This window comes from Kitasatospora sp. CM 4170 (assembly GCF_032110285.1).
Lineage (GTDB): Bacteria > Actinomycetota > Actinomycetes > Streptomycetales > Streptomycetaceae > Kitasatospora > Kitasatospora aburaviensis.
Genome location: NZ_CP134877.1, coordinates 1,328,305 through 1,340,620, shown reverse-complemented (window position 1 = coordinate 1,340,620; position 12,316 = coordinate 1,328,305). Strand labels below are relative to the sequence as shown.

At 72.6% G+C, this 12,316-nt stretch carries 9 protein-coding genes; 6 read left to right on the top strand and 3 right to left on the bottom strand.

Annotated elements, in window-relative coordinates:
- Positions 1 to 74: 74 nt before the first annotated feature.
- From RMN57_RS05695 to RMN57_RS05685, 3 genes are all read right to left on the bottom strand, one after another.
- On the bottom strand, positions 75 to 446 hold the full coding sequence (locus tag RMN57_RS05695; protein WP_313762270.1) for a fic family toxin-antitoxin system, toxin component: 372 nt from the start codon (positions 444 to 446) through the stop codon (positions 75 to 77).
- Positions 447 to 542: 96 nt separating this feature from the next.
- Positions 543 to 1,439, bottom strand: coding sequence for an alkaline phosphatase family protein (locus RMN57_RS05690; protein ID WP_313762269.1), 897 nt, complete (start codon positions 1,437 to 1,439; stop codon positions 543 to 545).
- Between the two features lie 79 nt (positions 1,440 to 1,518).
- On the bottom strand, positions 1,519 to 3,633 hold the full coding sequence (locus RMN57_RS05685) for an alpha-galactosidase (protein WP_313762268.1): 2,115 nt from the start codon (positions 3,631 to 3,633) through the stop codon (positions 1,519 to 1,521).
- 173 nt (positions 3,634 to 3,806) lie between these two features.
- On the opposite strand from RMN57_RS05685, the gene RMN57_RS05680 reads away from it, so the two are divergent.
- The 6 genes from RMN57_RS05680 (at position 3,807) to RMN57_RS05655 (ending at position 12,072) form a co-directional block, all read left to right on the top strand.
- Positions 3,807 to 4,967 (top strand): ROK family transcriptional regulator, encoded by a 1,161-nt coding sequence (locus tag RMN57_RS05680; RefSeq protein ID WP_313762267.1) that lies wholly within the window; start codon positions 3,807 to 3,809, stop codon positions 4,965 to 4,967.
- A 156-nt stretch (positions 4,968 to 5,123) separates the two neighbouring features.
- Positions 5,124 to 6,398 (top strand): sugar ABC transporter substrate-binding protein, encoded by a 1,275-nt coding sequence (locus RMN57_RS05675; protein ID WP_313762266.1) that lies wholly within the window; start codon positions 5,124 to 5,126, stop codon positions 6,396 to 6,398.
- Positions 6,395 to 7,387, top strand: a complete 993-nt coding sequence (locus tag RMN57_RS05670) for a sugar ABC transporter permease (protein ID WP_313762265.1) — start codon at positions 6,395 to 6,397, stop codon at positions 7,385 to 7,387. The genes RMN57_RS05675 and RMN57_RS05670 overlap by 4 nt, the downstream gene beginning before the upstream one ends.
- A 7-nt stretch (positions 7,388 to 7,394) precedes the next feature.
- Positions 7,395 to 8,234: a carbohydrate ABC transporter permease gene (locus RMN57_RS05665; protein ID WP_313762264.1), complete on the top strand. Its 840-nt coding sequence runs from the start codon at positions 7,395 to 7,397 to the stop codon at positions 8,232 to 8,234.
- Positions 8,235 to 8,354: 120 nt separating this feature from the next.
- On the top strand, positions 8,355 to 10,292 hold the full coding sequence (locus tag RMN57_RS05660) for a cellulase family glycosylhydrolase (protein WP_313762263.1): 1,938 nt from the start codon (positions 8,355 to 8,357) through the stop codon (positions 10,290 to 10,292).
- A gap of 34 nt (positions 10,293 to 10,326) precedes the next feature.
- Positions 10,327 to 12,072 carry a beta-galactosidase gene (locus RMN57_RS05655; RefSeq protein WP_313762262.1) on the top strand — a complete coding sequence of 582 codons (1,746 nt, stop codon included), beginning with the start codon at positions 10,327 to 10,329 and terminating at the stop codon, positions 12,070 to 12,072.
- The last annotated feature ends 244 nt before the right edge of the window (positions 12,073 to 12,316 follow it).

Below are 12,316 nucleotides of genomic sequence, written 5' to 3'. Positions count from 1 at the left end.
CCACGGGTGCGCGCCGGTCGCGCTCCTCGCGCCGGACCGCCCGCCCGCTGGCGGTGTCCGCGGCGGCCGGGCCGTCAGCGGTACCAGGCGCGGATGGCGGTGGCGGCCTCGCGGACGTCGGCCCGCCCGTCGCGGATCCGGGTGGCGAGGTCGACCGCGGCCCCGGGCTCCGCGGTGACGATCACACCCGAGGCGCTCAGGTAGGAGGCGGCGACGACGGCGGCGTAGTGCTCGTTGGCGAACTCCAGCGCCGGGACGCGGATGAGCTGGTGCATCAGGGCGGCGGCCCGCTGGTGCAGTTCCCCGTACACGGGCACGCCCATGACCTCGTCGGCGTGGCGGGCCACCGCGGCGGCGAGGGTCCCGTAGTCCGTGACGTCCGGATCCGCCTGCAGGTGCTCGTGGGCGATCTCCAGCAGCCAGGCCCGGTCGATACGCAGGATCACGCCGCCTCCGCTCGGTGCTCGGCTCGGTGGCCCCGGCCGTCCAGGGGGGCGTTGAGCAGTTCCGTCAGCGAGCAGCGTAGCCATGCGTACCGGCCGCTACAACTTCCCTCCGGTCGCCCCGCCGGCGCAGTGGACCGGCGGTCGGGTGACGGCGGGCGTGAACGGTGTTCCGTCCAGTGACCAGTGGGGGTCGGGGGCGATGCCCAGGGCGCTGTAGACGTGGGCCGCGACGTCCGCGTGGCGGAGGTCGGCGGGCACCGTTCCGGGTGGGATGTCGGGGCCGCAGGCAGCGATCCACGCGGTGCGGACGACCTCCGAGCGCCCGCCGTGGCCGCCCTCGTCGCGGTGGCCGTGGTCGGTGACCACGATGACGGTCCAGGACTCGGTGGCCCGGGCGGGGCGGCGGCGGAGGGCGGCGAGGAGGTCCCCGAGGCGGCGGTCCGCGGTCTCCACCGAGCTGCGGTACTCCGGTCCGCAGCCGAGGAAGTGGGCCGTCTCGTCGACGGCGCCGAGGTAGACGAAGCCGGCGTCGAGGTCCGTTCCGGCGGCGAGGAGGTGGGCGGCCTCGGCGGTCACGCTCTCGTCGCACTCCTCCCAGGCCTCGGGAGTGTCGGCGGTCGGCGCGATGTAGGCGAGCCGGCTGGGCGCGGTGAACAACGGGCCGCCGTCCCGGGCGAGGAACATCGGGGTCCACCCGCCGATGGCGAGCGTCCGCAGGCCCTGCTCGTCGGCCAGCCGGGTGGTGAAGTCGGGGAAGACGTCGAGGCGGTTGCCGTCGAACCGGTTGCCCCAGATGCCGTGCTTGGCGACGCCGACCCCGGTGACGACGGTGGCCCAGCAGGGGCCCGACATCGTGGGCGTGACGGCGTCTATCTCGACCCGGCCCAGGAAGCCGGCTGCGGCGACCTCGTCGAGGTGGGGGGTGTGCAGCGACGGCAGCAGGTCGAAGCGGACGCCGTCGATGCCGACGACGAGAACCCGTCGGGTGTTCATCGGTGGAAGCTCCCGGGTGTGGCTGGTCGGTGGCGGACACGGTCGGGGCGGGGGGAGGGCCATCGGGCGGGCGGGCGCGTCAGTCCTCCCGGCGCAGCCGGATCAGACGGCTGGCGTAGTCGCCGGCGGGCAGGCCGGGATCGATGCCCCGGCTCCGGAGGGCGGCGCCGCCGTGGAGCCGGCCGGTCTCCAGGTCGCGGTAGCGGGCCGCGGGGTCGAGGGCGGGCAGGCGCAGCGGGGCCGGCGGGTGGCCGAAGCGGGTGGTCGGCCGCCAGACGAGCAGGGCGTGCTCGGCGCCGTCACGGGCCGCGTAGTGGACGGCGGTGAGCCCGTCGTGGCCGGTGAGCCGGTACTGGATGCCGTGCTGCACGAGAGGCCGGATCCGCTTGTACTGGTCGACCAGGTCGGCGGCCTCTGCGAGCTCCTCCCGCGTCCACCGGGTGAGGTCGCCGCCGAGGCCGAGCGCCCCGGCCATGGCGACGTGGAAGCGGAAGCGCAGGGGTGTGCTGCGGCCGGTGATGCCGTTCGGGGAGTCGGTGACCCAGGCGGCCATGGACTGGGCCGGGAAGAGCTGGCTGAAGCCGTGCTGGACGGAGATCCGGTCGACCGGGTCGGTGTTGTCGGAGGTCCAGGCCTGGTCGGTCCGGGCGAGGACGGCGAGGTCGACCCGTCCGCCGCCCCCGGCGCAGGCCTCGATCCGCAGGCCGGGGTGGTCGGAGCGCAGTCGGTCCATGATCCGGTGGACGGCTCGGACGTGGTCGATCCAGAGCCGGTCGGGATCCGGGTGGCCGGCCCAACCGGCCTCGGTGAAGGGGCGGTTGGCGTCCCATTTGAGCCAGTCCACGTCGTTCTCGGTGACCAGCCGGTCGAGCGTCGAGTGCACCAGGGCCTCCACCTCGGGGCGGGCGAGGTTGAGCACGAGCTGGTGGCGCAGCTCGGTCGCGTCCCGGGTGGGTGCGTGGATCACCCAGTCGGGGTGGGCGCGGTACAGGTCGCTGTCGGCGTTGACCATCTCGGGCTCCACCCACACGCCGAAGGCCATGCCGTGGCCGTGGACGTGGTCGGCGAGTGGCCGCAGGCCGTCGGGGAAGGCCTCCGGCCGGGGCGTCCAGTCGCCGAGGCCGGCGCGGTCGTCGGTGCGGGCGCCGAACCAGCCGTCGTCCAGGACGAAGAGCTCGACGCCGAGCCCGGCGGCGAGGTCGGCGAGGCGGCACTGGCCCGCCTGGTCGACGTCGAAGCCGGTGGCCTCCCAGGAGTTGTAGAGGACGGGCCGGTCCCGGTCGGGTCCGGGCAGGACGGTGGAACGGAGGTGGTCGTGCCAGGCGCGGCTCGCCCCACCGAAGCCGTCGGGGGTGTAGAGGCCGGCGAAGACCGGGGTGCTCATCGTCTCGCCGGGTTGCAGGGCCCAGCTGAGCCCCTCGTGGCCGAAGCCGCCCGTCCAGGTGGTGCGGCCGACCGGGTCGCGGTGCACGGTGATCCGCCAACTCCCGCTCCAGGCCAGCGCGGTGCTCCAGACGTCGCCCCGCTCCTCGGTGGCGGTGCCGTCGTCGAGCGTCAACCAGGGGCTCGCGTGGTGGCCGGTGAGCCCCCGGCGGCTGGTGAGGACGGTCTCGGCGACCGGAAGGCGGTCGCGGTGCAGCTGGAACTCGCTGGACCAGCCGCCCACCAGATGGCCGAGCCGGTAGTCGGGCAGCGGCGGTGCCGTCCAGGACGCCGAGTCCAGGCGCTGGACCGTGATCGGGCCGGAGCCGCTCCCCGGGGTGCCGGTGTGGGTGAGTTCGGTCCAGCGTTCGATCACGTCGCTGCCGGGGTGCACCCGGTAGCAGAGATCGGCGGTCAGCGGGTAGCGACGGTCCGTCAGGTGCAGCCGCAGCTCGCCGCCGTCGATGCGGTGGCCGCGGAAGCGCCACTGGGCGCCGACGGTGCCGTCCGGGAAGCGGACCTGGAGGCCTGCCGGGCCGAAGCGGGCGCCGGTCTGGATGCCCAGTTCGTCGGCGGCCGCCTCGTCCTCGAAGCTGCTGTCCGCGGGGGAGTGGGGGTGCGGCAGCTCCGGGGCTTCGAGCTCGGGCCCCCAGTGGACGTGTCGGGGGCTGCCGTCGGCACCGACGCGTACGGCGTAGACGCTGTTCGGGGTGCGCAGGACGGCGAGGCCGAGGGCGGTGTCGAAGGAGACGGCGGAAGGGGCGGAAGGCACGGATGTCCCCCAGAGAGGAGGTGGGTGATCGGACCGGGGGCCGGAGCGTGGAACGGGCCGTCCGGGCGGGCCTGGTGCGGCGACTGACGGCGCGGAGGTGGCCCGAGATTAGGCCCGGCGGACCGCCGAAATCAATACTGGAAGAAGTTATTTATTTGCCGTAGGTTGCACGAGTGTTTCCGAACCATGCGCAACCTCTGGTCACCGCGCCGGCCGAGACGTCGGTGCTCGCCCTGCTGCTGACCGAAGGCCCCCTCAGCCGGGTCGAGTTGGCCCGCCGCACCGGCCTGTCGTCCACCGCGGTCACCAAGGCCGCGCGACCGCTCATCGACGACGGCTACCTGCACGAACTCCCCCCGGAACGCACCGCCCCGGGCGCCGGACGGCCCGTCAACCCGCTGGCCGTCACCGTGGACCGGGAGTTCTTCGTCGGGGTCAAGATCAGCGCCGAGGCCCTCTTCGGCACGGTCTGCGACCTGCGGGCCGGCATGCGGGCCACCGCCGACCTCCGGCTGGGCGAGGACCGCGGCCCGGAGGCCGTGTGCGCCCTGGTCGGCGAACTCGTCGAGCGCCTGCTCGACGCGGACCCGACGTTCCGGGGGCGCACCCGCCACCTCGGCATCGCGGTCTCCGGCGACGTCGACCGCGCCGCCGGCCGGGTCCGCTACTCCGTCCTCCCCGGCTGGCGCGACGTCCCGCTCGCCGGGGCGGTGGCGAGGTCGACCGGCCTGAGCGTCACCGTGGAGAACGACGTCAAGGCGCTCACCGCCGCCGAGCACTGGTTCGGCGAGGGCATCGGCACCGAGTACTTCGCGCTGGTCACCATCGGCGCGGGGATCGGCTCCGGTCTGGTCGTCAACGGTCAGCTGATCGCCGGGGCGTACGGGGTGGCCGGCGAGATGGGACACATCTCCATCGACCCGGCCGGTCCGGTCTGCCACTGCGGCCAGACCGGTTGCGTGGAGGCGATCGCCTCCAGCGACGCCATCCTGGCCGCGGTCCGCACCGCTACCGGTGACGCGGACCTCGACTTCGACGGTGCCGTCCAGCTCGCCCGCGGCGGTGACCCCGCCGCCCGCGACGCCTTCGCGCGGGCCGGCCGGGCGATCGGTACCGGCATCGCCACCCTGGTCAACCTGCTCGGCCCCGAACGGGTCGTCGTGACCGGGGAGGGCCTGGACACCTACGACCTCTTCGGAGTGCACATCAGGGAGGCCTACGCCGCGCACTGCTTCAAGGCCGCGGCGAAGTCCCCGCTGACCCTGCGCCCGCTCCCCTGGGAGGAGTGGGCCAGAGGAGCCGCCGTCCTGGGCATCCAGGCGCTGTTCCCGTAACACCCGGCACCACCCGGCCCCGCGCCCGCGGGAGCAGGCCCGTCCACCGTCCCGTCGCAGCGGAATCCCGGCCGGTGCCCGTCGAATGCCTGGCAGCAACCGACGGCGGACACCGACCGGAACGGACACACCCACACCCACCCTCGAGGATGCGATATGAGCGCACACAGATCGCAGCTTAGCCGACGCGGATTCCTCAGCGGCTCGCTGCTCTTCGTCGCCGGCGCAGCGGTCGGCTGCAGCACCGACCCGACCGGCGGCGGCTCCTCCGGCGCCAGGACAACGTTGAACGTCTGGTACCACGCCTACGGCGAGGCCGGGACCCAGCAGGCCGTCACCCGGTACGCCGAGGCCTTCACCAAGGCCCACCCGGACATCGCGGTCAAGGTCACCTGGGTCCCCGGCGACTACACCAGCAAGCTCAACGCGACCCTCCTCACCGACGGCGCGCCCGACGTCTTCGAGATCGGCGACTTCAACGCGGGCATGGCCCGGCGCGGCCAGACGGCCCCGCTCGACGACCTGTACGGCGCCGCCAAGGCCGACTTCAACCCGGGCGACCTCGCCTACCTGACCGTCGACGGGAAGATCCACGGCGTCAAGATGATCGACGACGTCGTGATGCTGTACTACCGCAGGAGCGTCCTCGCCAAGGCGGGCATCAAGCCTCCCACCACCTTCGACGAGCTGGCCACCGCGGCCAAGGCGCTCACCACCAAGAACGGCAAGGGGCTGTTCGTCGGCAACGACGGCATCGGTGAGACCCCGTCCATGGCGGTGCTCTCGAACGGCGGCGACCTGGTCGCCGACGGCAAGGTGGCCTACGCCTCCCCGCAGGCCGTCGAGGCGGTGACCGGCCTCAAGCGGCTGCACGACGACCAGTCCCTGCTGCTCGGCTTCACCACCGACTGGTGGGATCCGTCCGCCTTCACCCAGGACGTCGTCCCGCTCCAGTGGTGCGGCCTCTGGGCGATGCCCGCGATCAGGACCGCGCTCGGCGACGACTTCGGCGTCCTGCCCTGGCCGGCCTTCAAGCCGGGCGGCAGCCCGGTGCTGCGGGTCGGCGGCTGGACCGGCTGCGTCAACGCCAAGGGCAAGCACGTGGACGCGGCCAAGAGGTTCGTCCAGTGGCTCTGGGTCGAACAGGCCGACCTCCAGAAGGACTTCGCGGAGAGCTACGGCTTCCACATCCCGCCGCGCGCCTCGGTCGCCGCCTCCGCGGACAAGCTCGCCCAGGGCACCGCCAAGGAGACCGTCGAGCTCGCCGCCAAGTACGGCAGGAACAACCCGAACACCTGGGACACCGCGGTCGCCACCCCGTTCAACGCGGCCGCCGCCAAGATAGCCGCCGGGCAGGGCGACCCCGCCCAGCTGCTCACCGATGCGGCCAAGCAGGCCCAGACCGCCGTGGACAAGCAGCTCGGCGGATGAGCGCCACCTCGGACACCACCCAGCGCTCCCGGCGCGCCGGGCGCCCCGCGGTCGTACCGCGGGGCCCCGCGCGGGCCCGCCGCCCCGGGCGTGCCGACCTGCGCGCCTGGGGAGCGTTCGCCCTGCTCGTCGGCCCGATGCTGATCGGCCTCGGGATCTTCAAGTACGTGGCCATCGGCTGGAGCTTCCTGCTCAGCCTCAGCGACGCCCACGGCACCATCGCCCTCGGCCACTGGGTCGGCCTGGACAACTACCGGCAGCTGCTCGCCGACCCGGCCTTCCGCTCCTCGTTGGTCCAGATCGTGCTGTTCACCCTCGCGATCGTGCCGGTCACCTTCGCCGTGTCGCTCGGCCTCGCGCTGCTCGTGCACCGCGTCCGGCGCGGTCGGGCGGTGGTGCGCACCGCCTTCCTGATCCCGACCGCCGTCTCCTACGTCGCGGCCTCGCTGCTGTGGAAGATGTGCCTGTTCAACGGCCTGCCGGCCGGCGTCGCCAACACGGTCGGCGGCTGGTTCGGGACGACCGCCGTCCCCTGGTTGCAGACCACCGACCCCCCGCTGTACTGGATCGTCCTGGTCACCCTCCGGCTCTGGCTCCAGGTCGGCTTCTACATGGTGCTCCTGCTGGCCGGTCTGCAGGCCATCCCCAGGGACGTGTACGAGGCCGCGGCCCTCGACGGCGCCACCGGCTGGCGGCTGCTGCGGCGGATCACCCTGCCACTGCTGCGCAACACCTCCGTCGCGGTGCTGATGCTCCAGTTCATCGCCGCCTTCCAGGCCTTCGACGAGTTCTACAACCTGTTCAACAGCGGTCTGTCCGGCACCGGCACGGCGCCCGTGCAGACCCCCCTGGTCTACCTGTACAACACCGCGATGGGCGCCCAGAACTACGGCCTCGGATCGGCGGGCGCCTTCGTCCTCACCGCGCTGATCGTGGGCGTGACCCTGGTCCAGGGCCGGATGACCGGCTTCGGCAAGGGAGGGGAGTGAACCGGCCATGACGACCAACCCGTTCAAGCGCCTGCGTCCCGGCGCACGCGGACTGCTGGTGGGCCTGCTGACGGCGGTCTTCCTGGCGCCGTTCTACCTGATGCTGCGCAACGCGCTGATGGACTCCAGGAGCCTGACCTCACCCGAGTGGACCTGGTGGCCCTCGCCCATGCACTGGGAGAACTTCACCGCGCTCTTCGACGACCCGGCCCTGCACCTGGGCCGGGCGCTGGGGAACTCGCTGCTGATCGCCGGGATCACCGCCCCCGTCTCGACGCTCCTGGCCTCCGCCGCCGGGTACGCCCTCGCGCGGATCCCGGTGCCCGGACGCGGTGTGCTGCTGGCCCTGGTGGTGGCCACGCTGATGATCCCCGGCTCGGTCACCTTCGTGCCCACGTTCGTGGTGGTCGGCTCGATGGGCGGGGTCAACACGCTGTGGGGCATCGTCGCACCCGGCCTGTTCAACCCCTTCGCCGTCCTGCTGTTCCGGAACTTCTACCTGCAGTTCCCGTCCGAGATCGAGGAGGCCGGACGGCTGGACGGCCTGGGCTGGCTGGGGCTCTACCGCCGGATCGCCCTGCCCAGTTCGGGCGCCATGCTCGCCTCGCTCGGGGCGCTCGCCTTCATCGACAGCTGGAACGCCTTCCTGTGGCCGCTGGTCATCGGGCAGGATCCGTCGGCCTGGACCGCCCAGATCGCGCTGTCGACCTTCCTCACCTCGCAGACCATCAACCTGCCCGGCCTGTTCGCCGGCGCGGTCGTGACCGTCGCCCCGCTGGTGGCGATGTTCCTCATCGCCCAGCGGTACATCGTCGAAGGCATCGCCACCAGCGGCCTCAAGGGCTGACCCCTCCCGCGCGCGCCACCGGTCACACCGTCACACCGTCACACCGTCACCGCGGCCCCGCGGCCCGGGGCTCTGCACCACGCTCCTCTCCCTCGTCCACCCCACCCGGAGAGAACCGTCATGAGAACCGTACGATCCGCCACGCGCGGAATCCCCGCGCTGCTCGCCACCGCCGCGCTGCTGGGCGTGGCCGTCCCCGGCCCGGCCGCCGCGGCCCCCGCCGCCGCCACGTCCGCCCCGGTCGCCCTGACGGGCGCACAGCTGTCCGCCTCCTGGACCGGTCCGCTGTCCACCCGGGGCCGCTACGTCGTCGACGCGCACGGCGACCGCTTCAAGCTCAAGTCCGGCAACTGGGCCGGCGCCCAGGGCACGTACCAGGGAAGCGGCGACATCGGCGACGTGAACAACCACCAGGCCCACCAGAAGTCGAACAACATCCCGCTGGGGTTGGACCGGACCCCGATCGCGCAGATCATGGCCGACTTCCACGCGCTCGGGATCAACAGCGTCCGGCTCCCGTTCGCCAACGCGATGATCCACGACCCGGCCGCGGTGCCGGACTCGGCGGTCGCCGCCAACCCGGAGCTGACGGGCAGGACCCCACTGGAGGTGTTCGACGCCGTGGTGGCGGCGCTGACCGCCGACGGCTTCGCGGTGATCCTCAACAACCACACCACCACGTACCGCTTCTGTTGCGGCCTGGACGGCAACGAGCGCTGGAACAGCGGCCAGTCGACACAACAGTGGGTCGACGACTGGGTGTTCATGGCCAAGCGCTACCGGGACGACAAGCGGGTGGTCGGCGCCGACCTGCGCAACGAGGTCCGCCGTGACACCTGGAACGATCCGAACTGGGGCTGGGGCGACGACCACGACACGTACACCGCCTACGAGCAGGCCGGGAACGCGATCCTGCAGGCCGATCCGGACCTGCTGATCGTCATGGAGGGCATCAACTGGCAGGGCATCCCGGCCCCCCTCTTCTCGCACGAGCGGCCGAACCTCAAGCGGGTCGCGACCCTCTCGCACACCCTGATCGACTCGAACAAGCTGGTGTACTCCGTGCACTTCTACGGCTACACCGGCCCGTCCAACACCGGTGCGGGCAGCGGCTGGGGAGCGACGGACGACCCGCGCTACGAGGACTTCACCCCCGAGAAGCTCGCCGAGGTGGTGAAGGAGGAGGGGACCTTCGTGACCGAGGAGGGCAAGCACTACACCGCCCCGGTGTGGGTCAGCGAGTTCGGCGCGGCCGGGCGCGACTCCACCGACGCCAAGGAGAAGGCCTGGTTCAGGAACTTCACCGACATCCTGGTCAAGAGCGACACGGACTTCGCCGTCTGGCCGCTGGTCGGCTGGACCGACGCCGCGGGCAAGCCGCAGGACAACTGGGCGATGCTCACCTACGACGCCGCCGGAAGGCGGCTCGGCATCGAGGACGGCGGCGACTGGCGGGCCACCGACTGGAACAAGCTAGTGACCGCCCCCGGCCGGAGCGGAGCGGTCGCCCCGGTCGACCACTGGAACATCGTCGACATCGACCACGGCGACTGGAACCTCTCCCGCACCATGCTCGCCAAGGCCGACTGGAGCCCGGGCGACCACAAGGGCAACTGCCCCGACACGGAGCGCCTGATCGGCCTCAGCCGCAGCTACGGCCGCGGGCTCTGCACCGACGTCGCCGAACCGCGCAAGGCGGCCGGCGCCTGGGAGAAGGTCGACGGCGAGAAGTACGTCCGGCAGGGCGACTGGGCGTCCGGCTACAACAAGGTGCAGTGCCCGGTGAACAGCTTCGCGGTCGGCTACAGCATGAACGGCCCCGCCATGGTCTCGTTGCTGTGCGCGCCCTCCGCCACCCCGCTGCCGACCAACGGCCGCACGCTCTGGTTCGACCGCGGGAACAACCCCGACACCGGCTGGTCGGTGCACGGGAACTGGGCCGAGGACGACTACAAGGGCATGTGCGCCGACAACGAGTACGTCGCCGGCGTGGCCATGACCTGGGCGTGGGCCCAGCGCGGCCGGCCCGACGCGCTGCTCTGCCGCCCCCTCACCTGATCCACCCCCACCGATCGGCTAGGAGTACCCCGGCATGCCACGACTGGAGATCGCCGACGACGGCTTCCGCCTCGACGGCCGACCCCTGCGCATCATCTCAGGCGGACTGCACTACTTCCGCGTCCACCCGGAGCAATGGGCCGACCGGCTCCGCAAGGCGCGACTGCTGGGACTCAACACGGTCGAGACCTACGTCCCCTGGAACCTCCACGCCCCCCGGCCCGGTGAACTCCGGCTGGACGGAGGTCTCGACCTGCCCCGCTTCCTCGGCCTGGCCGCCGCCGAGGGCCTGCACGTGCTGCTCCGGCCCGGCCCCTACATCTGCGCCGAGTGGGAGGGCGGCGGCCTGCCGTCCTGGCTGCTCGCCGAGGAGGGCATCCGGCTGCGCAGCCGCGACCCCCTCTTCCTCGGCGCCGTCGACGACTACCTCGCCGACCTCCTCCCCCCGCTGAAGCCGTACCTGTCCACCCACGGCGGCCCGGTCGTCGCCGTCCAGCTGGAGAACGAGTACGGCGCGTACGGCGAGGACACCGGCTACCTGGCCGACCTCGCGGAGCTGCTGCGCGCGCACGGCGTCGACGTCCCGCTCTTCACCTGCGACCAGCCCGCCGACCTGGAGCGCGGCGGCCTGGACGGGGTGCTGCGCACCGCGAACTTCGGCAGCCGGGTCGAGGCCGGCCTCGCCGAGCTGCGGCGGCACCAGCCGACCGGCCCGCTGATGTGCTCGGAGTTCTGGATCGGCTGGTTCGACCGCTGGGGCGGCACCCACACCACCCGCGACCCGGCCGACGCCGCCGACGACCTGGACCGGCTGCTCGCCGCCGGAGCCTCCGTCAACATCTACATGTTCCACGGCGGCACCAACTTCGGCTTCACCAGCGGCGCCAACGACAAGGGCAGGTACCGGCCGACCGTCACCTCCTACGACTACGACTCGCTCCTCGACGAGGCCGGCGACCCCACCCCCAAGTACGAGGCGTTCCGCGAGGTCATCGCGAAGTACGCGCCCGTGCCCGCCGAGCCGGTGCCCGCCCCGGGCCGGAAGCTCGCCCCCGTGACCGTCGAACTCGACTCCGGCGCGGGCCTGTTGGACCAGGCGCAGCTGCTCGGCCGGGCGGTCACCGCCGACCGTCCGCTGAGCATGGAACAGCTCGGCCAGGCGTTCGGCTTCGTGCTGTACGAGGCGACCCTGCCGGAGGCCGGTCCCGCCGTGCTGCGGATCGACGAGGTCCACGACCGCGCCCAGGTGTTCGTCGACGGGCAGCCCGTCGGCGTCCTGGAGCGGGAGGACCACGAGCACGCCCTCGGCTTCGCCGTCCCGCGGCGGGGCGCACGCCTGTCCGTCCTGGTGGAGAACCAGGGCCGGGTCAACTACGGGACCGGCATCCACGACCGCAAGGGCCTGCTCGGCCGGGTCACCGTCAACGGCGAGGAGCCGGCCGGCTGGTCCAGCCGCCCGCTGCCTCTGGAGACCCTCGAAGGCCTCACCTTCACCCCCGTCGCACCGGTGGTCGGCCCGGCCTTCCACCGGGGCCACCTGCACCTGGACGACCCGGCCGACTGCTACCTCGCCCTGCCCGGGTGGACCAAGGGCCAGGCCTGGGTCAACGGCTTCCCGTTGGGCCGCTACTGGTCCCGCGGCCCGCAGACCACCCTGTACGTCCCCGCGCCGGTGCTCCGTGCGGGTGACAACGAGATCACCGTGCTGGAGCTCCACGCCTCCGCTGCGTCCACCGTCGAGCTGCGGGACCGGCCCGACCTGGGTCCGACCCAGGACTGAGACCCACCCGGGTGGCGGGGGCGGGCAACGGCCGGCCGTTGCCCGCCCCGTCCGGCCGGCCTCCTCCTTGGCCCACCCGCCGACTCCCTCGCCCGACCCGCCGACCTCGCAATTGGTCCAGACCTATTGACGGAGTCTGCCGCCCCTCCTACGATCCGGACCGGCACAGCCCCACATGTCCCCACCTCACCCGGAGCCGGGCGTCACGCCCCCACGCGCTGGTCATGCCCATGGCGCTCGGCGG